Annotated in this window: 20 protein-coding genes; 9 read left to right on the forward strand and 11 right to left on the reverse strand. The window is 52.2% G+C overall.

What is annotated here, in order from left to right:
* Positions 1-88 precede the first annotated feature (88 nt).
* Positions 89-1,036 (forward strand): Bug family tripartite tricarboxylate transporter substrate binding protein, encoded by a 948-nt coding sequence (locus tag G3I67_RS07875; protein ID WP_163654124.1) that lies wholly within the window; start codon positions 89-91, stop codon positions 1,034-1,036.
* Positions 1,033-1,755, forward strand: a complete 723-nt coding sequence (locus G3I67_RS07880; RefSeq protein ID WP_163653855.1) for an SDR family oxidoreductase — start codon at positions 1,033-1,035, stop codon at positions 1,753-1,755. The genes G3I67_RS07875 and G3I67_RS07880 overlap by 4 nt, the downstream gene beginning before the upstream one ends.
* Here the strand turns inward: G3I67_RS07880 and G3I67_RS07885 are convergent.
* From G3I67_RS07885 to G3I67_RS07900, 4 genes are read right to left on the reverse strand one after another with little or no spacing between them, the layout of a single operon-like run.
* A complete protein-coding gene (locus G3I67_RS07885; RefSeq protein ID WP_163653858.1) occupies positions 1,744-4,311 on the reverse strand; it encodes a cation-translocating P-type ATPase in 2,568 nt (855 codons plus the stop codon). The genes G3I67_RS07880 and G3I67_RS07885 overlap by 12 nt on opposite strands.
* A gap of 25 nt (positions 4,312-4,336) precedes the next feature.
* On the reverse strand, positions 4,337-5,716 hold the full coding sequence (locus tag G3I67_RS07890) for an ATP-binding protein (RefSeq protein WP_163653861.1): 1,380 nt from the start codon (positions 5,714-5,716) through the stop codon (positions 4,337-4,339).
* Positions 5,713-6,375: a response regulator transcription factor gene (locus G3I67_RS07895; protein WP_163653864.1), complete on the reverse strand. Its 663-nt coding sequence runs from the start codon at positions 6,373-6,375 to the stop codon at positions 5,713-5,715. The genes G3I67_RS07890 and G3I67_RS07895 overlap by 4 nt, the downstream gene beginning before the upstream one ends.
* Before the next feature lie 21 nt (positions 6,376-6,396).
* Positions 6,397-6,699, reverse strand: coding sequence for a PepSY domain-containing protein (locus G3I67_RS07900; protein WP_163653867.1), 303 nt, complete (start codon positions 6,697-6,699; stop codon positions 6,397-6,399).
* A 202-nt stretch (positions 6,700-6,901) separates the two neighbouring features.
* Here G3I67_RS07900 and G3I67_RS07905 point away from each other — a divergent pair, with 202 nt between their 5' ends.
* The 5 genes from G3I67_RS07905 to G3I67_RS07925 are packed head-to-tail and all read left to right on the forward strand — an operon-like array spanning position 6,902 to position 9,745.
* Positions 6,902-7,327, forward strand: a complete 426-nt coding sequence (locus tag G3I67_RS07905) for a DUF1924 domain-containing protein (RefSeq protein WP_163653870.1) — start codon at positions 6,902-6,904, stop codon at positions 7,325-7,327.
* The gene (locus G3I67_RS07910; protein WP_163653873.1) at positions 7,324-7,821 is read left to right on the forward strand and encodes a diheme cytochrome c; all 498 of its coding nucleotides are present in this window, start codon (positions 7,324-7,326) and stop codon (positions 7,819-7,821) included. Before G3I67_RS07905 ends, G3I67_RS07910 begins: the two co-directional genes overlap by 4 nt.
* Before the next feature lie 11 nt (positions 7,822-7,832).
* On the forward strand, positions 7,833-8,468 hold the full coding sequence (locus tag G3I67_RS07915) for a cytochrome b/b6 domain-containing protein (protein ID WP_163653876.1): 636 nt from the start codon (positions 7,833-7,835) through the stop codon (positions 8,466-8,468).
* Positions 8,452-9,399 (forward strand): DMT family transporter, encoded by a 948-nt coding sequence (locus tag G3I67_RS07920; RefSeq protein WP_311197065.1) that lies wholly within the window; start codon positions 8,452-8,454, stop codon positions 9,397-9,399. Before G3I67_RS07915 ends, G3I67_RS07920 begins: the two co-directional genes overlap by 17 nt.
* 52 nt (positions 9,400-9,451) lie before the next feature.
* Positions 9,452-9,745 carry a DUF1330 domain-containing protein gene (locus G3I67_RS07925; RefSeq protein ID WP_163653879.1) on the forward strand — a complete coding sequence of 98 codons (294 nt, stop codon included), beginning with the start codon at positions 9,452-9,454 and terminating at the stop codon, positions 9,743-9,745.
* 83 nt (positions 9,746-9,828) lie between these two features.
* Here G3I67_RS07925 and G3I67_RS07930 read toward each other — a convergent pair whose 3' ends face one another.
* Both G3I67_RS07930 and G3I67_RS07935 read right to left on the reverse strand, forming a co-directional pair.
* On the reverse strand, positions 9,829-11,022 hold the full coding sequence (locus G3I67_RS07930; RefSeq protein WP_235931785.1) for an MFS transporter: 1,194 nt from the start codon (positions 11,020-11,022) through the stop codon (positions 9,829-9,831).
* Positions 11,022-12,011 (reverse strand): Bug family tripartite tricarboxylate transporter substrate binding protein, encoded by a 990-nt coding sequence (locus tag G3I67_RS07935; RefSeq protein WP_163653882.1) that lies wholly within the window; start codon positions 12,009-12,011, stop codon positions 11,022-11,024. Before G3I67_RS07935 ends, G3I67_RS07930 begins: the two co-directional genes overlap by 1 nt.
* A gap of 163 nt (positions 12,012-12,174) precedes the next feature.
* Here G3I67_RS07935 and G3I67_RS07940 point away from each other — a divergent pair, with 163 nt between their 5' ends.
* On the forward strand, positions 12,175-13,722 hold the full coding sequence (locus G3I67_RS07940) for a D-arabinonate dehydratase (RefSeq protein ID WP_163653885.1): 1,548 nt from the start codon (positions 12,175-12,177) through the stop codon (positions 13,720-13,722).
* Positions 13,723-13,750: 28 nt separating this feature from the next.
* Here G3I67_RS07940 and G3I67_RS07945 read toward each other — a convergent pair whose 3' ends face one another.
* The 4 genes from G3I67_RS07945 to G3I67_RS07960 all read right to left on the reverse strand — a co-directional run bounded on the left by G3I67_RS07945 (position 13,751) and on the right by G3I67_RS07960 (position 17,431).
* On the reverse strand, positions 13,751-14,497 hold the full coding sequence (locus G3I67_RS07945; protein WP_163653888.1) for an enoyl-CoA hydratase-related protein: 747 nt from the start codon (positions 14,495-14,497) through the stop codon (positions 13,751-13,753).
* Between the two features lie 100 nt (positions 14,498-14,597).
* Positions 14,598-15,305, reverse strand: a complete 708-nt coding sequence (locus G3I67_RS07950; protein ID WP_163653891.1) for a Bax inhibitor-1/YccA family protein — start codon at positions 15,303-15,305, stop codon at positions 14,598-14,600.
* Between the two features lie 153 nt (positions 15,306-15,458).
* Positions 15,459-15,893 carry a DNA polymerase III subunit chi gene (locus G3I67_RS07955; RefSeq protein ID WP_163653894.1) on the reverse strand — a complete coding sequence of 145 codons (435 nt, stop codon included), beginning with the start codon at positions 15,891-15,893 and terminating at the stop codon, positions 15,459-15,461.
* An 8-nt stretch (positions 15,894-15,901) separates the two neighbouring features.
* Positions 15,902-17,431, reverse strand: coding sequence for a leucyl aminopeptidase (locus G3I67_RS07960; protein ID WP_163653897.1), 1,530 nt, complete (start codon positions 17,429-17,431; stop codon positions 15,902-15,904).
* A gap of 164 nt (positions 17,432-17,595) precedes the next feature.
* Here G3I67_RS07960 and G3I67_RS07965 point away from each other — a divergent pair, with 164 nt between their 5' ends.
* Positions 17,596-18,543 (forward strand): CysB family HTH-type transcriptional regulator, encoded by a 948-nt coding sequence (locus G3I67_RS07965; RefSeq protein WP_163653900.1) that lies wholly within the window; start codon positions 17,596-17,598, stop codon positions 18,541-18,543.
* A gap of 18 nt (positions 18,544-18,561) precedes the next feature.
* On the opposite strand, the gene G3I67_RS07970 is transcribed toward G3I67_RS07965, so the two are convergent.
* On the reverse strand, positions 18,562-19,188 hold the full coding sequence (locus tag G3I67_RS07970) for a C40 family peptidase (protein WP_163653903.1): 627 nt from the start codon (positions 19,186-19,188) through the stop codon (positions 18,562-18,564).
* Positions 19,189-19,249: the final 61 nt, after the last annotated feature.

Raw genomic sequence — 19,249 nt, forward strand, 5'->3', positions numbered from 1 at the left:
GAGTCCGATATAAGAATTTGAAAAATTTAGGAGCAAATAGATGAATCATCGACGTTTCATGATGCGCACACTGGCAACTGCGGCCATGATGCTTTCTTTGATAGCAGGCATGTCGCAAGTTCAAGCGCAAAATTTTCCGACGCGTTCGTTGACGGTTGTGGTGCCTTATCCTGCGGCTGGTGCGGCAGATATATTTGGTAGATCGATTGCGATGGCGCTTGAAGAAAATCTCAAGCAATCTGTCGTGGTCGAAAACAAGCCCGGAGCAGGTGGCAATCTCGGAATGACATACGTGGCGCGTAGCAAGCCGGATGGTTACACGATTGGTCTGGGTACGATTGGAACCCAATCGATTAACCAGTTCATCTATCCGTCAATGCAGTTTGATCCCGAGAAGGATCTGACACCGATCGCATTGGTGGCCATGACCCCGAATGTTTTGGTGGTGTCGGCTAATTCCCCCTGGAAAAATCTCGGTGATGTGATCAAGGCGGCGCGTGAAGCCAAAGACAAGAAATTGTCTTATGGCACCCCGGGTATCGGATCATCGCCGCATTTGACAGGCGCCTACTTCGAAGCAATGTCTGGCGTTGAGTTACTGCATGTGCCTTTCAAAGGCGTATCCGCTTCGATGCCCGCATTGATAGGCGGACAAATTGATTTGCTGTTTGACAATCTGTCCGGTTCGATTAACCAGATCAATGATGGCTCACGTGTGCGGGGCATTGCCGTGACATCGGCCGAACGCAGCTCGCTTGCTCCCAATCTGCCGACTTTCGCCGAATCGGGTGTGTCCGGATTTGATGTCACAGCCTGGTTTGCGATTTATGTTCCTAAAGGTACGCCCCAACCTGTAGTCGATACATTGATTGAAGCCGCTCGCAAAGGATTGAAGACTGACAAAGTTGCAGAGGCATACAAAAAACTTGCTGCAGTTCCCGGGAACAAGTTTGGTCCCGATCTTGCTGCTTTCGAAAAATCTGAGCGTGCCAAATGGGGCAAGCTCGTTAAAGACAGAGGAATCCAGGCACAATGAAAGGCGCAACTGCATTAGTGACGGGTGGAAGTCGCGGCATTGGCCGCGCTGTGGTGCAACGATTGCTTGATGAAGGCTACGAGGTGTTGAACTTCAGCCGGACCGCCCCCAAGACATTGTTGCCTGGTGAAATCTTCGAATCAGTCGATCTTGGCAACCCTACTCGCACGCGCGAGGCGATCGGAGATTGGGCCGCCAAAAAAGACATACTGAATCTGGTCAATAATGCGGGCATGATTCATGTCGGTAAGATCGAGGACATTACGCTTGAGCAGATCGATGACATGGTCAACTTGAATATGGTTGCCCCGCTGTTATTGACGCAAGGCGTCTTGCCGGCGATGCGGGCCAATCGTTATGGTCGCATCGTCAATATCGGCAGTCGCGCGGCACTCGGCAAATCCGGCCGGACAATATATGGCGGCACCAAGGCGGGCCTGGTTGGGATGACGCGCACTTGGGCGCTCGAAACAGCATCTCAGGGGATTACTGTTAATTTGGTTGCGCCCGGACCGATCGAGACCGAATTGTTCACGGCATCGAATCCGCCGGAATCGCCGCAAACAATCAAGATACGCGAATCGATTCCGGTACAGCGTTTCGGCACGCCTGAGGAGATCGCGCATGCCGTGGCGATGTTTGTCGATAAGCGGGCCGGATTCATGACGGGACAAGTCTTGTATGTCTGCGGTGGCATGTCGGTCGGCTTAACAGGGTGATCTGCGAAACCTGATCCATTTCAGGCCTTCAAGCCAAACCAGGCTAAAGATGCCAAGACTTAGGCACAGCGCGATTTGGCCTAAAGAGAGCGGCTGGAATTTGAACAAGGTGGCAATGGAGGGGACGGTGATCACCGTCCCCAGAAACGCCAAAGTCAGAGCACTCATCCAATGCGCGTAACGATTACTTTGCTTGTCTCGATACGAAAGGATGTGGCGCCGGGAACGATTGGAATAAATCAGCGCCAGGCACGATAAAACAAGCAAGGTAAAGATCATTGTGCGAAGCGTGGCCTCCTGCAAACCCATCGAGCCGGCACTCAAGTAGAGTCCGGACAGAAGCAGGATCAGGCCAACGCCTTGCAATATGCCGTGCAACAGTACGTTTCGATCGAATAACAGATCAAGCGGGCTTCTGGGCTTGGATTGCATTGTTTCACGGTCAAGCGGTTCGGCTTCGAATACGATGGAACACGCAGGATCAATGACTAATTGCAAAAACAGAATATGCACAGGCATCAATAGAATATGCCAGCCCAGCGTGATCGGTAAAAGCGATAAACCGACAATTGGAATATGAACGGCAATGATGAACGCAATGGCTTTGCGCAAGTTCGCAAATACTCGCCTACCATGTTTGACCGCCGTGACGAGGGATGAAAAATCATCATTCAGCAAAACGAGGGAAGCTGCCTCGCGTGCGACATCTGTTCCGCGTCCGCCCATTGCGACACCGATGTTGGCTGCCTTGAGCGCCGGTGCGTCGTTTACGCCATCGCCGGTCATGGCAACAATCTCTCCAGCGTCCCTGAACGCTTGAACAAGCCTGAGTTTTTGTTCAGGTTTGACGCGACAAAACACACGGATTTTTTTGATCTGTTCCTTGAATTGTTGATCATCGAGTGCGGAGATCTGATGACCAGTCATTAAGCAATGGGCATGGTCATCCCCGTCGGGGATGATTCCTGCCTGGGTTGCGATGGACAAGGCCGTTTCGGGATGATCGCCTGTGATCATGACGACTCTGATGCCGGCAGCATGACATTGTGAAATAGCGTGCGGCACTTCAGGCCTTAGGGGATCTTGCAGTCCGATGAGTCCGGAAAATTGAAATTCGAAATCGTGTTGATGTCCGGGCAGTATGTCATCGGAAAATTTGACCTGCGCGACGCCCAGTACGCGCAGTCCTTGTTTTGCCATCCGTTGTACTTCAGTCGATATTCGCTCGGCTGTCGAGGCATCAAGGTGACAAAGATCGATGATGGCTTCCGGCGCGCCTTTTGCCGCGATCATTTTGATTTGAGCATCATTCGATTGCCATACACGGGTCATGGCAAGCAATTCTTTCGATAACGGGTAATCGTGAACGAGTTTCCAGTCCGCATGCAGATGCTCGGTGCCGGTTAATAGTCTTTGGCCACACTCGTTGATGGCCGACTCCATTGGATCGAATGCTTGCTGATGACTGGCCAGAACGGCGAATTCCAATAGGGCATGCAAGTCTTCGGGCAAAGGTTGGTTGCTCTGTTCAAGCGTATCGAAATGATGTCCGTTTTCGGCGCCGCACGACCATAAGTGACGCACTGTCATTCGGTTGGTTGTCAGGGTGCCAGTCTTATCTACGCATAACAAGGTTGTCGCACCCAGTAACTCGACGGCCGGGATGTTGCGTGCGAGGATTTTTTCTTTCGAAAGGCGCCATGCGCTTAACCCCATGAATAGAGTCAGGACGACTGGAATTTCTTCCGGCAAAATAGCCATGGCGAGCGTCAGCCCGCTCAGCAGCCCGACAAGCCACTGGCCACGCAACACGCCGTATGCGAGCACGAGTACACACGCCAGTATCAAGCCTATGATGGCCATGACTCTAACCACATGTTCCGACTCTTTCTGGATCGGCGTGGGCTCTTGATCAATGCCACTAAGCGATTGCCCGATTTTTCCCAGGGCGCTGTGAATGCCCGTCGCCATCACGACGCCGTGACCGGTCCCTTGTGTGATCAGGGTGCCGGAATAAACTTGACTCGGGTTTTCATCGGTTCGTGTACAGCTCGCTGTTTGCGTAACGACCTTCATGACGGGAACAGATTCCCCCGTCAACATGGATTCGTCCACAGTCAGGTTTGAGGATTCGAGTAGTTGGATATCAGCCGGTACACGATCGCCTTCGGACAGAAAGACAAGATCGCCACGCACAACATCGTGTCCGGGTATGCGGCGCAGGTTTTCACCACGCTTGACCAATGCCCTGGGGCTTGAAATATCACGCAACGCTTCGAGCGATCGTTCTGTGCGGCGTTGCTGAAAAAAGGTTGTCATCATCACGATGAGTACAAAGCCCAAAAGCATCATGGCTTCATGAGGATCTCCGAGCAACAAGTAGATGGCCCCACAGGAGATCAGGAGCAGGAATATCGGTTCTGTCGTGATTTCCTTGATCAGGCGCAGCGCGTTTTTTTGTTTCGTATCGGGTAGTGCGTTGGGTCCGTCTTGAGCAAGGCGTTCGCGTGCCTGATGTTCAGTCAAGCCTTCTGGGGCGGGTGGCGACTGTTTCATGAGGAGGCCCTGTTAGCGTGCCGTATTAAAGGGTCAGTATGACACGCAGTCCGCCAAGTGGCGAGGCGGCCAGGCTGAGTTGCCCGTTGTAAAGATCGACCAGCTCTTGCACGATTGCAAGCCCCAGCCCTGTTCCTGGCGTTTTTTCGTCGATACGGATGCCGCGTTGCAAAACCCGATCGTATTGTTCTTGTACAAGTCCCGGACCATCATCGTCAATTGTGATCACGAGTTCAGACCCTTGTCTCGATGTCGAGACATCGATTGTCGATTTTGCCCATTTTGAAGCGTTATCGAGAAGATTGCCAAGTATTTCCTGAAGGTCTTGCGATTCGCCCCTGAATGTCAGATCATCGGATTGGCACTGTAGCCTGAATGTCAGTTCGCGATCGGCGTGCACGCGTTGCATGACGCGAATCAGTTGTTCAAGGTGCGGCCTGACGAGAGTTTCACTAGCCGGCATGCCGGAAGTGGCGGCGGTTCGGGCGCGTTGAAGACGCCAATCGATATGGCGTTGCATCATCGATACTTGTTCTTTGACCAGACGCGGGAGGTCATCGCCGCTATTGTGGGATTGCGAAGCTGCATTGTTCAAAACCGCGAGCGGCGTTTTGAGGGAGTGGGCGAGATCGCCGGTTTGAGCGCGCGCACGCTCGACAACCTGTACGCTGTGATCAAGTACTTGATTAAAATCATCTATCAGAGGCTGAACTTCCTGAGGGAAATTACCCTCCAGTCGTCGCAACGGTCCTGCGTGTAATTTACCAAGTGCTTTTTGCAGTGTCCTCAAGGGAGCCAAGCCGATGATCACTTGCGCCAGCGCGGCAAGTGAAAGCGTCAGGAATAATATCGAAAGAAAAAATACCAACCGATGCGTCCACTCATCAATAGAGTGTTCAAGTTCTTTCGTGCCGGAGGCAATGATCAATTGCCAGACTTGATCCGGATGCTCTTCGAGTCGGATGTTTCGCTCCAGAACCATCAGGCGCGTGTTGTCGGGACCTTTCGTAGTGTGAATATGCAACGACCCGGATTCCATTGATCCAGTATATGCGTCCTTGGGGACTTGAATCACATCTTCCCAAAGTGACCGGGACCGGATCAGGCCTATTTGATTGCCGTGGTTGATTTGCCAGTACAGGCCCGAAAGCGGTTGCGTGAAACGGGGATCGCTCATGGGTGAGGTTAGAACAGGCCTGCCTTGTTGATCGACTTCGAAATTGGCGGTAAGTCGATCCAGGTGGATTTGCATCGATGACTGGAATTGCTTGGTTGCGAATCGACTGAAAGAATTCGTTAAAACAAAACCAGCGATGATCAGTGCCAGACACATTCCAAGCAGGGTGCCTGCGAGCAGGCGTGCACGCAACGATAATCTGAGCGTTGACAGGATGCGTTTGCTCATGAGGGAGAATTCAATCTGTAGCCTAGACCGCGAATCGTTTCGATCAGATCACCTGGGATTTTTTTTCTGAGCCTTCCGACAAACACCTCAATGGTGTTTGAGTCGCGGTCAAAGTCCTGAGCATAGATATGTTCGGTCAAGTCTGTACGTGACACAACCTGATCACGATGATGCATCAGGTAGGAGAGAACCTTGAATTCGTGAGCTGTCAATGTAACGGGATGGCCATCGACGGTGACGCGAGCGCTTCGGGTATCCAACAGAATCGGACCACACTGCAGGGTCGAGCTTGCATTGCCGGTTGCGCGACGGATCAACGCACGGATACGGGCAAGCAACTCCTCCATGTGAAAGGGTTTGCTCAGATAGTCATCGGCCCCCGCATCGATTCCTGAAACTTTCTCGTGCCATCCATCCCTTGCTGTCAAGATCAGTACCGGAATCGCGATTCCCTTGCTGCGCCATTGCTTGAGCACCGTCAAGCCGTCGATCAGAGGCAAGCCCAGATCCAGAATGATGGCATCATAGGGTTCCGACTCTCCCATATATGCGGCATCACGACCATTATCGGATCGATCGACAGCATAACCGGCTTCGTGAAGCGATTGGGCAATTTGTTCCGATAGTGTGGGTTCGTCTTCGACCAACAAAATGCGCATGAAACGTTCCTTGGGATGCGTTTATTTTCGCCGGTCTGAGATTACTGTGCCATCCGCGGCGTTAACTTTCAATTTTATTCTCAGTCCGTCGTTCCTGAGCATCTTGATTTCATAAATCCATTGATTGCTTTTGCGTTCGAGTTCGATTTCAAGGATTTGTCCCGAGTAAGTGTTTTCGACTTTCTCGATAATCGTTCGCAATGGCATGATCTGGCCCGACTCAAGCGCTTGTCTGGCCATGTCATGGTCTTTGGCATCATCGGCGTGGACGTTCGGATGCCCCGATAGCAACAGTGCAGCCAGTATCACCGACAATAATCTCATATGCACGGGGATGTGTCCTCTCGGTTCAAATTTTTTCGATTCAAGGTCGTCATTGTCATGCAACGACATCCGTATTCTGATCCTGAGTTCCTGAATACAAGATGAATAAGCGATTCAGATTCAGTACAGTCGCCTGCCCTCAAAATGACGGCATGGAGTGTGAATTTGATTTTTGAACCGTTTAGTTAGTCAGAGGGTGATCATGAAAAAAAATAGGAATTTCCATCATCGGTTCGCATTGTGTGCGAGTTTACTGCTTACGCTTTCGATTGCACCGTTGTACTCGCAAGCTGCCGATACGACTCCAGCCGAGCAGTTGAAGGCATACAACAGTCAGGCGGGACGTGCCGGCGATGCCAGGCAGGGGGAATTGTTCTTTACGCAAAAACATGGCGGAAAGTGGTCCTGCGCGACTTGCCACAATGCTCCACCGGTATCGGATGGCAAGCATGCCTCTACGGGCAAACTGATCAAGCCTTTAGCACCTGCCGCCAATCCTGTTGCCTTTACGGACACAGCCAAAATCGAGAAATGGTTCAAGCGTAATTGCAAAGATGTTCTGGAGCGCGAATGCAGTGCTGCCGAAAAGGCTGATGTGTTGTCCTATTTGATGGGAGTCAAGCCATGAGTCGCTCTATGTTTCGTCAATCTATCTTGCACGCGCTGATGTGTGTCGTATCGGTTTTTTTTGTCATACCCCATGCAACGCAGGCGGGTGAAAAAAAATTGAAACCTGCAACGCTCTCCAAGGCGTATCAGACCGAATGCGCAGCATGCCATCTTGCATACCCGCCGGCGATGCTTCCGGGTCAGTCATGGGACAACATCATGAAAGGGTTGTCCAAACACTACGGTACGGATGCCTCGATTGATGATGTCGATGCCTTCAAGGAGATTTCGCAATGGCTTCAGGATCATGCAGGTACTTACAAGAAGCCGGCGTTGTTTCCGCCTCCGGATGATCGCATCAGCAAAACATACTGGTTTGTGAAAGAACATCGCAAAATCGCATCGGATGTCTGGCTGCGCGATTCGATTAAAAGTCCTTCCAACTGTGCGGCCTGCCACACCAAGGCCGATCAGTTCGACTACCGCGAACGCAATATTCGTATTCCGGATTAAGGAGTGATTTCATGCAAATGCGTAAAGTGACCGACTCAGCAACCAGGATGTTTCACTGGTTATTTGCGTTTTGCTTTCTAGGCGCATATGTCACCGCCGAGAGCGAGACATTCCGTCTGATCCACGTGACGCTGGGTTATACGATGGCCGGTTTGCTGGTGTTTCGTATTCTTTGGGGCTTGTTTGGACCTAAGTACGCCAGGCTTGGCGCGATGTTCAGAAAGTTGTCCCTGGCACCCGAGTGGGGGCGCACCTTGTTGTCGGTGCGCAGTCCGGGCGCATTGTGGAACGTGAACTGGAAGCAAGGACAAAATTTGCTGATGAGTTTCGCCGTTGTCTGCTTGTTGATCATGGTCATTCCGATTACGTTGACTGGTTATGCGACCTACAATGATTGGGGATTCAGGTGGCTGCAGAAGATTCACGAGTCGATCGGCGAATTTTATTTGTTCATCGTGTTTGCTCATCTAGCGATGATTGTGTTGATCAGCCTTATGCGTCGCAAAAACCAGGCGCTGCCAATGATCACGGGTAAAGTTGCCGGGCCCGGGCCGGACTTGATTCGGTCCGAATATTATTGGGTTTCGGCATTACTTGCGATCGCGGTGATCTGTTGGTGGATATGGAGTTTTGTGGCTGCCATATAATCTGCGCATCATGGTTGCAGATCCTTCACGCAAAACCGCACTGTCCAGGCTGGCATTCGCTTCGCTGCTGCTGATCGCATTGCTCATGGGCGCCAACCATGTCGGTGCCCGTGTCGCCTTCAATCACGGTCTGGACGTTGCTACGGCCGTCACGGTCCGCAGCACCTTTACAGCCATCGTTGTCACCATTCTGATATTCCTGCAACAAGTACCATTGCGCCTGACTCGTCGGCATTTAAAGGTGTTGCCTTTGATCGGGATACTGATTTCGATTCAGAGCCTGACAATTTATGCTTCTGTTGCGCGTTTGCCTGTTTCGCTCGCGTTGCTCGCCTTCAATACATATCCGCTGTGGATCGCACTTTGGGCCCGGTTGTTTTACAAGACGAAACCCGAGCCCCAGGTCTTGCGTATCATGCCCGTTATGTTGCTTGGCCTGGCGCTTGCTCTTGACGTGTTTGGCGCCACCTCCGGTCTAGGCTTGAAAGAGCAATGGGGGCAGATCGGTTCAGGCGTGGCATTCGCGCTTACGGCGGGCGCAACATTTGGTCTGGCTATGGTGCTGACTCAACATGAAGCGAGTGACCTGGATGGTCGCGTCCGTACAGCGGCAACCATGTGGATGGTCGGTCTGGTTGCCCTGGCTGCCACGCGTGCAACCGGAAGTTTTCATTGGCCCAATGCGATCGAAGGCTGGTGGGGGTTAGCCGCTTTGGCCGTGTTGTATGGTGCCGGCTTTACGCTGATGTTTACGTTGTTGCCTAAACTTGGCGTGGTAGGTAATTCCGCGATTATGAATGTCGAACCGATATGCGCACTTGTGTTGGCCTGGTTGATACTGGATCAAACGATTGCTCCGGTTCAGGTTGTGGGCGCCTGCATCGTCGTGGGCGCAGTGATCAAACTTGGTTTGAGAAAAAAGTCCGGTTAAGGCATGATGGCGGCTTGATCGAAATTCTTTCAACAATATTCGTGAGGCAAGTATGGCAAAAGCATATTGGATCAGTTCCTATCGTTCAGTTTCGAACCCGGAGGCTTTGGCTGCCTATGCCAAACTGGCCGGCCCGGCTCTGACCGCTGCGGGCGGAACGTTTCTCGCGCGTGGCATGCCTGCCGCAACTAAGGAAAACGGTCTCGAACAGCGTACCGTGTTGATTGAGTTTCCAAGTGTCGAGGCAGCTGTGGCCGCCTATAACAGTGCCGGCTATAAAGAAGCCTTGGCTGCACTGGGTACCAATTCGGTGGATCGCGATATTCGTATCGTCGAAGGGGCTTGATAGCTGCCTGATCGATATTCGAGTTCAACAAAAAAAACGGCCGCAGTGCAAATGCGGCCTTTTTTTTATAGGTTTACAAGATACTACTTCTGATGTTTCTTGTATTTCGGCCAAAGCCAGATCAACGCTGCGCCCGTTAGTCCGACAGGCAAAAACGATCCCCAATTCAGTAGAGTCCAGCCCTGTGTCGTCACGAGCGCACCCGAACTGAAGGCTGTGACGGCCATTGTCGCGAAAACAAAAAAGTTGATCGCACCTTGAGCCTTGTCTTTTTCTTCCGGCCTGTAGGCCGATATGGCCAATGCGGTTGAACCTGTGAACAGAAAGTTCCAGCCCACGCCAAGTAAAAACATCGAGGCAAGAAATTGAGGCACTTCGGTACCCGACAGCGCAACCACGATACAGATCAGGTTCAGCAGTACACCCACCGCCATGATTTGCAGCGTACCGAATCGTTTGATGAGTGAGCCGGTGAAAAAGCCCGGAGCGAACATGCCAATGACATGCCATTCAAGCACAAGCGCAGTATCCTTGAACTCAAGTCCGCATACTTTCATTGCAAGGGGCGTGGCGGCCATGAGCAGATTCATGACCCCGTATCCAAGCGCGGCACCGATTGCGGCAACCATAAATACCGGTTGTTTCATGATTTCCATCAATGGCCTGCCTGGAGGCAGATCTTTTTTGACGGCGACTTCATCCGGAAAGTGAATGAAATGCATGACGCCCAATCCCACAAATCCGGCAACGGTCAAGGTCAGATAAGCACCCAAAAATTCGGTGTCGAACGAATTGCGCGTCCAGTGCGCAAGATTTGGTCCGACGATCGCACCCAAAATGCCTCCGGCCAATACCCAGGAAACGGCTTTTTCGCGCAAGCTGACATCCGTCAGTTCGGCAGCCGCGAATCGGTAAAGTTGGCCATTTGCGCTGTAGTAGCCTGCGACAAATGTTCCGAAAATCAAAAGGGCGAAATTTTTTGAGTAGGCTGCATATGCACAAATCAGCGAAGACACAATTGCAATCAGCAATCCAAGCTGAAATGATTTTTGCCGACCAAAACGTTTTTGAGTTCGCGCAACGATGGATGTCGCAAGCGCGCCTCCAACGACATAGCCCATGATCGGCAATGTTGCCATCCATGCCTTGGTCGTCAGACTCAACCCGACCAAGCCGTTGATTGCGACAAATGTCACGTTGTTTGTCAGGAAGATCCCCTGACACAAAATCAACAACACCAGATTTTTATTGAAGAGTTTAGGTTGAGTTTGCATCATTAGCCCGGTGTGAGTTTGAGTTCACTGGTCAGTTGACGGTAAACCGGCCACACTTCACGAATCATTTTGGTCAGCGGTTCACCGACAAGCACAGGTTCGTCCGAGCCGATCGTGTCTAACAGTTGGGCCATCTTGGGCGATTGTTGTCCACCGGTTGATGCCTTGGTCAATACTTCAATCACTTCCTTTGGCGTGCCGCTTGGTGCCAGCAACATGTTGTATTCGAGTAGTTTGGTGAAGGCAGGGCTGGTAAAGCCTTGTTCAGCCCAAGTCGGCACATCGGGGAATTTGGTGCTGCGGCGATCTGAGATGATTGCAATCACGCGCAATCCATCTTTTTGCGCAAAAGGTCCGATGCTGATGACCGATCCGGTGGCGACATCGGTTTGTTGACCGACCAGATCCGTGAACATGGGCGGTGTTCCTTTGTAGCTCACAACTGTGAATTGGCCACCGGTCTCTTTGGCTAGCTGTGAAAGCAGTAATTGCCATCCTGATCCGATACTGTAGTTGCCGGCATTCAGGGGCTGTTTTTTGGATAGCTCGACCAGTTCTTTCGCGTTTTTGACCGGCAGACTGGAACGCACCGCAGTGGGTAGACCGCCCGCAGTGACTGCAGCGATCGGCACTAAATCTTTATCCGGATCGATCAGTGGTTTTTTGAATAGAACCGGTGCTTGAGCTAGCTGGCTATGCAATCCGACAAACAGTGTGTAGCCGTCAGGCGTGGAGTGCGCCACGTTTTCAGCGGCGATCATGCCACCTGCTCCGGGCTTGTTTTCAACAATCACCGAAACGCCAAGCTTCTGGCTGAGTAAATCGGCAAATGCACGCGCAGTCGCGTCTGTTGTTCCCCCAGGGTTTTGCGATACGACAATTTTGATCGGCTTACTCGGATAATTTTGAGCATGCGCCGTAGCGGTAGAGATTGCTATCAATGTACCGATTGCCGCTGTGAGCCCGGTGGTGAAACGGTGTAACCCGCGCATCTATATTCCCCTTGCGTATAAGTAAATGACTTGTCTTTCTTTGTGTAAAGAATAGCATTTAGACGATATAGGGTTTACCCTTGATTTGAATGTCTTGTGAAAGGAGCGTGAATGCATGCACCATAGAATGTACATATTCATAACCGTAAACAAGACACTTGACATGACCGACACGAATCAAAAGACAATCACCGGACCGATTATTCGTTTACACCCGGGCGACAACGTAGTTGTTGCCAGAGTGGATGTGCCCATCGGTACACCCATCCCGAGTGAAAACATGGTCAGTCGAAGCCAGGTCTCGGCTGGCTACAAGATCGCAGCGCGAAAAATCCTCAAAGGCGAGCCGATCCTCAAGTACAGCGTGACCATCGGTTTCGCCAATACAGATATCGAAGCCGGCACGATGGTGCATAGCCATAACACCGAGTTTCGCGAGTTCGACCGCGATTATGCGCATGCAAGCGCATACCAGCCGGTTGACATGATTCCTGAAGCCGAGCGCGCTACTTTTCAGGGTTATGTTCGCCCCAACGGCACTGTCGGTACACGAAATTTTATTGGCGTCATGTCGACGGTGAATTGCTCCGCGACTGTTGTTCACAAGATTGCCGAATGGTTTACGGCTGAGCGTTTGGCAGAATTTCCGCATGTTGACGGCGTGGTTGCATTAAGTCATTCGATCGGTTGCGGCATGGAAATGTCTGGAGAGCCGATGGCATTGCTCAGACGGACGATGGCGGGTTATGCGCGCCATCCCAACATGGCCGGAGTGTTGATTATCGGGCTCGGTTGCGAGCGCAACCAGCTCAAAGGGTTGCTCGAAGAGCAAGAGCTTGCCGGTTTGCCTAATCTGAAAACATTCGTGATGCAGGAAACGGGCGGTACAACCAAGACGATTCAGGCCGGGGTGGAAGCGGTGCGCGCGATGCTTCCGGCGGCAAATGAAGCGCGTCGCCAGACTGTCTCGGCAAGTCATCTTTGCGTAGGCTTGCAGTGCGGTGGATCCGATGGTTTTTCTTCCATCACCGCTAACCCGGCTCTGGGAGCTGCAGTCGATTTGCTCGCGCGCCATGGCGGTACCGGCATCTTGTCAGAAACGCCTGAGATATATGGTGTTGAACACACGCTGACTCGACGAGCCGCTTCAAAAGAAGTGGGTGAAAAACTGATTGAACGAATCCGCTGGTGGAAGGATGTCTATTCGGTCGGTCGCGACGTGCAGATCAACGGTACTGTCAGTCCGGGCAATCAGATCGGAGGCTTGGCGAATATTTTCGAGAAGTCTTTGGGCTCCTCCATGAAAGGTGGAACCGGACCGCTGATGGACGTGTACAAGTACGCCGAACCTGTCACTACGCATGGTTTTGTCTTCATGGATACGCCAGGATATGACCCCGTTTCGGCAACGGGACAAATTGCAGGTGGAGCAAACCTGATTGCCTTTACGACAGGTCGAGGTTCGATGTTCGGCTCCAAGCCGGCGCCTTGCGTGAAGTTGGCGACAAACACGCCGATGTTCAATCGATTGCAGGACGATATGGATATCAATTGCGGCGAAATTCTGGACGGTACCGTATCGGTTCAGGAAATGGGACGTCGTATTTTTGAATTGTTCCTGCGCACCGCATCCGGAGAGCCCTCCAAGAGCGAACTTCTTGGTCTAGGCGATCACGAGTTCGTGCCATGGCAGATTGGCATCATGGGTTAACGCATGATGCCAATGCACTTGCGACTGATCAGGCTTTGGCTTTAAAAAATCCGGCGAATGCTGCCTGCGCTTCCTCTGATTTCAAGCGCTGCGAGAATAAACCAAGTTCATAGTCGAACGTTTCATGGATTTTGGAGCGTTGCGAATGTTTAAGCATGCGCTTTGACAGTTGCAATGCTTCGGGAGGCAGTGCGGATAGTTCAGCCGCAATTTTTCGTGCATGCGAAAGTGTTTCGCCCGGCCTGCAAAGTCCGGTCAAAAAGCCTGCATCGTAGGCCTCGGTTGCGGTGAACGGCTGCCCCCGGAGCAACCAGTCGGTTGCTCGCCTGGGTCCTACAATTTGCGCAAGCAGCAGGCTTGATGCTCCTTCGGGGCATAGTCCCAGCGGCACGAACGGAATTTTAAAGTTGGCGTTGTCTGCCGCGTAGACAAAGTCGCAATGCTGCAACATTGTGACGCCGATGCCGATTGCACTGCCTTCTATTGCCGCGACGATGGGCAGGTCGCAATTGACCAGGCTGCGCAAGAAAGTCAAGCCGGCGCTGTCGCCCTCAGGACGTGGGGCCTGAAAGTCCTTAAGATCATTTCCCGCTGTGAAGTAGTTGTTTGCTCCAGTCAACACTATTGCCCTGATAGCCTTGATGTCGACTGAAGACACCTGCTCGGCCAGCGTGAGGTAGGTTGCCGTATCGATCGCATTGCGACGCTCCGGTCGATTGATGGTCAGGGTCAGTACGCCTTGAGAAATTTCTGTCAAAACTGTCTGACTAGTCATGAGGTTCTCCGAATTGAGTGTGACTTGATCATAGCGAAAAAAAAGCCCACTTTTGAAAGTGGGCTTCTTGTACCGCCGGGTCGATTATCTGAGGAGAATCTTAGTCTCTGCTGCTGCCACCGAAAATACCGAGGATGGCCAACAAATTCGAGAAAACGTTGTACACATCCAGGTAAATGGCCAGTGTTGCCGACACATAGTTTGTTTCGCCGCCATTGACCACGCGTTGCAGATCGATCAGCATGAATGCCGAGAAGATCACGATAGCGACGACTGAAATCGTCAACATCAGCGCGGGCAATTGCAAGAAGATGTTTGCAATGCTGGCAACCAGCAGAATCACCACTCCGACGAACATGAACTTGGCCATGCCGGACAGATCGCGCTTGACCGTAGTGGCTAGCGTTGCCATCGTGCCGAACACGGCGGCAGTGCCACCGAATGCGAACATGACGAGTTGCGTGCCGTTACTCATGCCTAGAACGAAACCCAGCAGGCGTGACAGCATGATGCCCATGAAAAATGTAAAGAGCAGCAGCAAGCCAACGCCAACCGAGCTGTCTTTGTTCTTTTCGATTGCGAACATCAGGCCGAAGGCGCCGATCAAAAAGAAGATCGCAGTCATGCCAGGACTTGTTGCCATGACGCTGTTCAAACCGCTCATCATGCCGACGGCAGCACCCAGAACAGTCGGGATAAGGGAAATTGCCAGTAACCAGTAGGTATTACGCAACACTCGGTTGCGCACGACCTCTTGCGACGCGGCTTCATAAGGACTGCGGGATAGAGTGGGGCGAAATTCGCTCATGGAATACTCCTGTCAAGAAAAATAAACCCAAGGCCAGTTGGATCCTTGTGTAGCTATGACCGAAAGCATACCTGACAGTTCCCTGAATGGCTAGAGCCAATCAAAATAAAATGAGAATCGTTATTCTCTGATTTTAAAGTGGGCTAATGGCGGTCAGGCCAGTTTATGGGAATGGACATCGTGACCCGCGCCCTGGTAGGCGCGCCAGCGAGCCCTCGCCGTCGCTTTATCGTCCTCATCGTTCGTCACGATTTCAAGCACCCGGGCAACGGTTTGCAGACCATCGGGTATCTGCACGTCCAGATTCAGTAGCCAAATTTCTGCCGAGTCCTGTGAAACAATGGACTCGACATTGCTGCGGTGCGTCATTACTACGGGAGTGACTGGCGCCAGTGGATCCTCAGCCATGACGTGGGGCACGAAGGCTGCGTCGTCGACCGCCCAAAGTTTCTGGTCGAATGCCTTTAAAACCGAAAGGTCACTGCAATAAACAATGATTTTTCGACCGGCCAGAAACTGCCTGAGCGTGGTTTGGCACGCCTGGGACAGTTTTTCGCGGGCTCCGAATGCGAAATCGATTCTGGCCATGCCTTCGATCAGGCCTGGTTGAGCAAATATTGAACCAGAAGCGGAACGGGGCGTCCCGTTGAGCCTTTTGCAGCTCCTCCTTTCCAGGCGGTGCCAGCGATATCCAGATGCGCCCAGGGATAGGCTTTAGCAAATCTCGACAGAAAACATGCGGCCGTGACCGAGCCGGCGGGTTGTCCACCGATGTTTGCCATATCGGCAAAATTGGATTTGAGTTGTTCCTGATACGCGTCGTCAAGCGGCATCCTCCAGGCGGTGTCTCCCGCTTGCTTGCCTGCCTTGAGCAAAGCTTCGGCTAAAGCGTCATTTTTGGAAAACAGTCCGGAGTTCACCGCACCAAGCGCAACCACACAGGCCCCGGTCAACGTTGCGATGTCGATGACAGCTGAAGGCTTGAATCGTTCGGCGTAAGTCAATGCGTCGCATAAGATCAGGCGACCTTCCGCATCGGTATTCAGAATTTCGATTGTCTGCCCGGACATGCTCGTGACCACATCGCCCGGTTTGTTGGCGCGACCGCTTACCATGTTTTCGCAGGTTGGTATCAGACCGATCACTTCGAGCGGCAAGCCAAGTCTGGCCATTGTTTGAAAGGTGCCCAGCACGCTCGCCGCACCGCACATGTCGAATTTCATTTCATCCATTGTCGCGGCGGGTTTGATCGATACCCCACCCGAATCGAATGTGATGCCTTTGCCAACCAATACGATTGGGCCTTTGGCATGAGCATCATGCTTTGCTGCGGTCTTGGAGGGTGCCTTGGCCGGAATTTTGCCTTTGTAGTGCAATACGATGAACTTAGGCGGTTGATCCGATCCCTTAGCTACGGATAAAAACGAACCCATGCCTAATGCGGTAATTTGCTTTTGGTCCAGAACGTTGACCTTGATTGACTTGAATTGCTTGGCCATTTTTTTAGCCATCTCACCCAGATAAGTGGGTGTGCAAATATTTCCGGGCATATTGCCGAGCGTGCGCGCAAACGAGACACCCTCGCCAAGCGCCACGCCTTCTTTCAGTCCTTGTTCGGCGGACGCTGAATCAGATTTGCCGATCCAGGCGGAGATTTTTTTCAGTTTCGGGCGGGCATCGGCATCAGGTTTGCCGAAGCCGGCATCGTAGTGATAGACGGCATCAGCGGTAGCAGCGGCGGTTGCTCGGGCTCGCTCCCTTACTGATGACTCGGGACACGAGATCGATATCAGTGTGGACGTGGCCTCGGCGACGCGAAGTTGAACGCATGTTGCGGCAAAAGCCTGCTCGGCGCGAGCATGCACGCGCGCAGTGTAGTCGGATTGCTTACCCAGACCGACGAGCACGACTCGAGGAGATGCGACACCGGGCAGGTTTCGCAATACAAGCGTGGTGCCGGTTTTGCCGGTGAACTCGGATTTTAGCAACGCCCGAATCGCACCTGAGCTGGCGCGATCGATCATATCCGCCGCAGGGCTGAGAACCCCGTCGGTAAAAATGCCCGCCGATAACGCGGCCGTTTTTGTCTGATGGATAGATACCGAAGTGTTTATGCTGTATTCCATTTGGCTACCTTGAAGCATCGAGTCACAGCCTTCGATTATCCCGCATTTTTGGGCACGCCGACGAACTTTTGGGATGATCGGATTTCGATAGAAGCTAATATCTATTTGTTATTTAGAATCTTTTCTTTATTACTTATAATGCTTCTAATAGAACTGAGGCCTTTATGAACCTGCAACAATTCCGCTTTGTGCGCGAGACGATTCGACGTGATTTCAACCTGACAGATGCTGCTCGCCATTTGTTCACCTCCCAGCCCGGTGTCTCGAAAGGGATTCTGGAGTTTGAAGACGAGTTGGGTGTGCAAATTTTCGAGCGACACGGCAAGAGGATCAAGGGGTTGACAAAGCCGGGTCAGGCGGTGGCCCAAGTTGTCGACCGTATCATGCGCGAAATCGACAATCTCAAAAAAGTCAGCGACGAGTTTGCTCGCAGGGATGAAGGCAGTCTTGTGATTGCGTGTACCCATACCCAGGCGCGTTATGTCTTGCCCAAAGTGATTCCCGCTTTCCGCCAATTATTTCCGAAAGTTCATCTTTCTCTCGCCGAGGGTAATCCACCGCAGTTGGCTCAGATGGTGCTGCAGGAACAAGCGGATATCGCGATCGCAACCGAGTCGCTTGCGCTGACGCCGGGCCTGGAAACGCTGCCGTGTTATGTGTGGGAGCATACGGTTGTGGTGCCGCCTGATCATCCGCTTGTTGAGCTTTCGCGAAAAAAAGGGTTCTCGTTGACTCTGGAACATCTGGCTGCGTATCCCATTGTGACGTATGACCGTGCTTTCTCGGGGCGTCGATCGGTGGACAAGGCTTTCGATGGCAAAGGGATTGAGCCGGATATTGTCCTTGAGGCGATTGATGCGGATGTGATCAAAACTTACGTCGATGTTGGTATGGGGATCGGGATTATTGCCGGTGTGGCGTTCGAGCCTGCTCGCGACACCAATCTGGTGAGCTTGCCGGCAGGACATCTTTTCGGTGAGCAGACTACGCGCATCGCCATCAAATCAGGCGTGTTTCTGCGCGACTATGTCTACACGTTCATTTCCTTGCTGGCGCCGGAGCTCGATCCTGAGCAGGTCAGAGATCAGGTCGAACGCAGCCAGGAGGAGTGACTCCCTTTGTCGATGAGATCATTTGGATAGCTCAGCCAGATCCAATCTGCGTGCGCCGGTGTATCGTTTGTCCCAGTAACGCATTGTCATGCTTTCGACGCGAACGACCCCGCCTTTTGCGGGCGAGTGCACAAAGAGATCGTCACCAATATAAACACCAACATGTGAATAACGGCGTCCCATGGTATTGAAGAACACTAGGTCACCGACTTTCAAGTCCTGACGACTGACATAGCTTCCGAGCAGCGCCTGTTCGTCGGCACGAGGTGGAAGCTTCAATCCCAGAGATTGTTGAGCAGAATACAGCACGAGTCCGCTACAGTCGAAACCCGTGTCGGGGGACTTGCCTCCGTATCGATAGCTGATGCCCAAATGCGACATGGCCTGGGCAGCAAGCGGATGATCTATACGGATGTCTTTGTAACTTTTGGTGGTGCTCGACTTTTGCCGAGATAAAAGCGCACCGATCGGATCGTTCGATGTTCGCCAGTCATAAGGCGTGTTCATGGCGCTTGCGCCGGTTCCGGAATTAGTTGCGCAACCTGCCAACAGAATGCTACATATGGCTGTCAGCAGGCACAGCCATCTCTTGCGAGTCGACTGATCGATTAGAGCTGAAGTGAAGGGCTGAAAAAATATGCGCATGCAGTCCCGAGAAAGGCTCGTGCAAGGTTATCCTGCAACAATCATCATAGTACAAAATCAG

This window comes from Sheuella amnicola (assembly GCF_010499255.1).
Taxonomy (GTDB): Bacteria; Pseudomonadota; Gammaproteobacteria; order Burkholderiales; family Burkholderiaceae_B; genus Zwartia; species Zwartia amnicola.

Excerpts from the sequence above, each read along its gene's own strand:
- G3I67_RS07910 (WP_163653873.1), top strand. The coding sequence starts at position 7,324 with ATGAGTCGCTCTATGTTTCGTCAATCTATCTTGCACGCGCTGATGTGT.
- G3I67_RS07965 (WP_163653900.1), top strand. The coding sequence starts at position 17,596 with ATGAACCTGCAACAATTCCGCTTTGTGCGCGAGACGATTCGACGTGAT.
- G3I67_RS07940 (WP_163653885.1), top strand. The coding sequence starts at position 12,175 with ATGACCGACACGAATCAAAAGACAATCACCGGACCGATTATTCGTTTA.
- G3I67_RS07955 (WP_163653894.1), bottom strand. The coding sequence starts at position 15,893 with ATGGCCAGAATCGATTTCGCATTCGGAGCCCGCGAAAAACTGTCCCAG.
- G3I67_RS07970 (WP_163653903.1), bottom strand. The coding sequence starts at position 19,188 with ATGCGCATATTTTTTCAGCCCTTCACTTCAGCTCTAATCGATCAGTCG.
- G3I67_RS07890 (WP_163653861.1), bottom strand. The coding sequence starts at position 5,716 with ATGAGCAAACGCATCCTGTCAACGCTCAGATTATCGTTGCGTGCACGC.
- G3I67_RS07915 (WP_163653876.1), top strand. The coding sequence starts at position 7,833 with ATGCAAATGCGTAAAGTGACCGACTCAGCAACCAGGATGTTTCACTGG.
- G3I67_RS07950 (WP_163653891.1), bottom strand. The coding sequence starts at position 15,305 with ATGAGCGAATTTCGCCCCACTCTATCCCGCAGTCCTTATGAAGCCGCG.
- G3I67_RS07925 (WP_163653879.1), top strand. The coding sequence starts at position 9,452 with ATGGCAAAAGCATATTGGATCAGTTCCTATCGTTCAGTTTCGAACCCG.
- G3I67_RS07930 (WP_235931785.1), bottom strand. The coding sequence starts at position 11,022 with ATGATGCAAACTCAACCTAAACTCTTCAATAAAAATCTGGTGTTGTTG.
- G3I67_RS07935 (WP_163653882.1), bottom strand. The coding sequence starts at position 12,011 with ATGCGCGGGTTACACCGTTTCACCACCGGGCTCACAGCGGCAATCGGT.
- G3I67_RS07905 (WP_163653870.1), top strand. The coding sequence starts at position 6,902 with ATGAAAAAAAATAGGAATTTCCATCATCGGTTCGCATTGTGTGCGAGT.
- G3I67_RS07945 (WP_163653888.1), bottom strand. The coding sequence starts at position 14,497 with ATGACTAGTCAGACAGTTTTGACAGAAATTTCTCAAGGCGTACTGACC.
- G3I67_RS07875 (WP_163654124.1), top strand. The coding sequence starts at position 89 with ATGCTTTCTTTGATAGCAGGCATGTCGCAAGTTCAAGCGCAAAATTTT.
- G3I67_RS07960 (WP_163653897.1), bottom strand. The coding sequence starts at position 17,431 with ATGGAATACAGCATAAACACTTCGGTATCTATCCATCAGACAAAAACG.
- G3I67_RS07880 (WP_163653855.1), top strand. The coding sequence starts at position 1,033 with ATGAAAGGCGCAACTGCATTAGTGACGGGTGGAAGTCGCGGCATTGGC.
- G3I67_RS07895 (WP_163653864.1), bottom strand. The coding sequence starts at position 6,375 with ATGCGCATTTTGTTGGTCGAAGACGAACCCACACTATCGGAACAAATT.
- G3I67_RS07885 (WP_163653858.1), bottom strand. The coding sequence starts at position 4,311 with ATGAAACAGTCGCCACCCGCCCCAGAAGGCTTGACTGAACATCAGGCA.
- G3I67_RS07900 (WP_163653867.1), bottom strand. The coding sequence starts at position 6,699 with ATGAGATTATTGTCGGTGATACTGGCTGCACTGTTGCTATCGGGGCAT.